Genomic DNA, 1,686 nt, shown 5'->3' on the forward strand with positions numbered 1-1,686 from the left:
GACGACCCACGGCCGCGACTGACGCTTTCCCACGACCAGACCAACGAGCAGTCTCGCCGATAGTCACATGATCAACGACTTCTGTTAGGGCCAGTAAGTCCGTACGTGATGGTGCACGAGGAAGTCGTACCTGACTGGCCTTGAGCGTCCTTTCCCGCTCGAGGAGGGGGAAAGGACGCTCAGCGCGCCGGCCGAAGCGACGCGCTTGGGCACCTTGCCCTGTCGGCACGAGGCCTAGGCCGGTCAGTCACTCACCGGCGGCAGGGCCGTCACTACGGCTGTTGTCCCGGGCAGGCGGCCGAGCCCTCTCCCCAGAGCCGCAGTCGTCGGACGCGCACCTGTCGCGACGGGCCCTTTTGCGCGCTTCGACGATTTGAACGCCGAGGCTGATGACGGCGACGCCGGCGGAGACCAAAGCAACTTTGTCACTGAGACTCAAGATCGGTCCTTGTTGATCAAATGGGACCGATGCCCGACTACGCGATGAGGCGCCCTCCACGCTGACGCAGTCGGCAGCGGCCCTCGACGTTTGAACGACGAGGGACCGCACGTCCCGGAGCCCTCGGCACCCGGGGCTGAGCAAGGACGAGTGCACCTGGCGGTCGGCATGCCCGCGCAGGAGCCCGCTTGCGCTGGAGATACGAAGCGGACATCGCGGCGGCTTCGTCGTTGCCGAGGTCCAGCAGCTGCAGCAGTTCGATGACCTCGGACGGTGCCGCGGCCAGAACGCTCAGGATTCGGAAAAGACATAGGATGCCTGCCGCCTGGGCGACGAGCTCGTCACGTCCCAAGCCCTGAAGCTCGCTCACCTCGGCGAGCTCGACGAGAGTTTCCGGCGTGATGACCCACAACATCTCCGGGGGCATGGCCAGGAGCTCCTCCAGCGCCCACAGCGGGACCTTCGCTGACCGGAGCATGCGCAGGCGGTGCGGATGTCCATGGGACCGAGCAACCTGATCAAGCTCTAGGTCGTTGACCGTGTCGGCATCGCGCCACAGCTCCTCAACCGGGTGCAGGGCATAGGAGGCCAGGAGGCAACTGGCTTGGGGGTTGGTGTCCGCCAAGGCTTTCGCGTCCATCGCCAGCCGGACGATGTGTGCTGCCATCGGCGTCCCAGACACGCGGCTTGCGACGGTGTGAAGGAGGCTGGCCACACCCTGGCTGCCGCGCACCGCCAATGGGTGCCCGTCCAGGGCTCCATCAACGCCATACCGGAGAGCGACCAGGCCCCTACTGATGGCGTCGGAGTCCGACTTGGATACCGCGACCATGAGGTGCTTGGCCTGCTCGACGCTGAGGTATCGGGAGATGCGCCCCTCGCGCATGTCACCTCCCCTCCTCATGTCACCTCCCCTGCGGCCACGATAGCGATTCTGGCGCTCGGACGATGCCTTGTTCCGTGGATACGGCGAAGGGGAATGGGGGGACGTCCAGCCGTACTTCCCCCCTCGAGAAGGGAGGAAGTACTCCGACACGTGCTCAGCCCGCGACTCGAAGCGAGGTCGGGCTGCCGACGAGGGCCGGAGGCTTCTCAGCCGGCCGTCCCCGCGATCTCTCCCCCCACGGCGCGGGGACGGCCTCACCTCCACGACTAAAGGGTGTTGCACAAGGCCGTGATCTGGGCATCTCCTCGGTATGGCCGCGGTGTTACGTGCTGAGCGGGTGTGGGTGGAGACGTTCACGGGG

General features: G+C 66.1%; 1 protein-coding gene. It reads right to left on the reverse strand.

The features are described 5' to 3' along the window. Window positions 1-476 precede the first annotated feature (476 nt). Window positions 477-1,325: a hypothetical protein gene (locus tag ACF1BE_RS35045; protein ID WP_392203030.1), complete on the reverse strand. Its 849-nt coding sequence runs from the start codon at window positions 1,323-1,325 to the stop codon at window positions 477-479. Between the last annotated feature and the right edge of the window lie 361 nt (window positions 1,326-1,686).

Origin of the sequence: Streptomyces sp. NPDC014991, assembly GCF_043080665.1 — a bacterium.
Classification (GTDB): domain Bacteria; phylum Actinomycetota; class Actinomycetes; order Streptomycetales; family Streptomycetaceae; genus Streptomyces.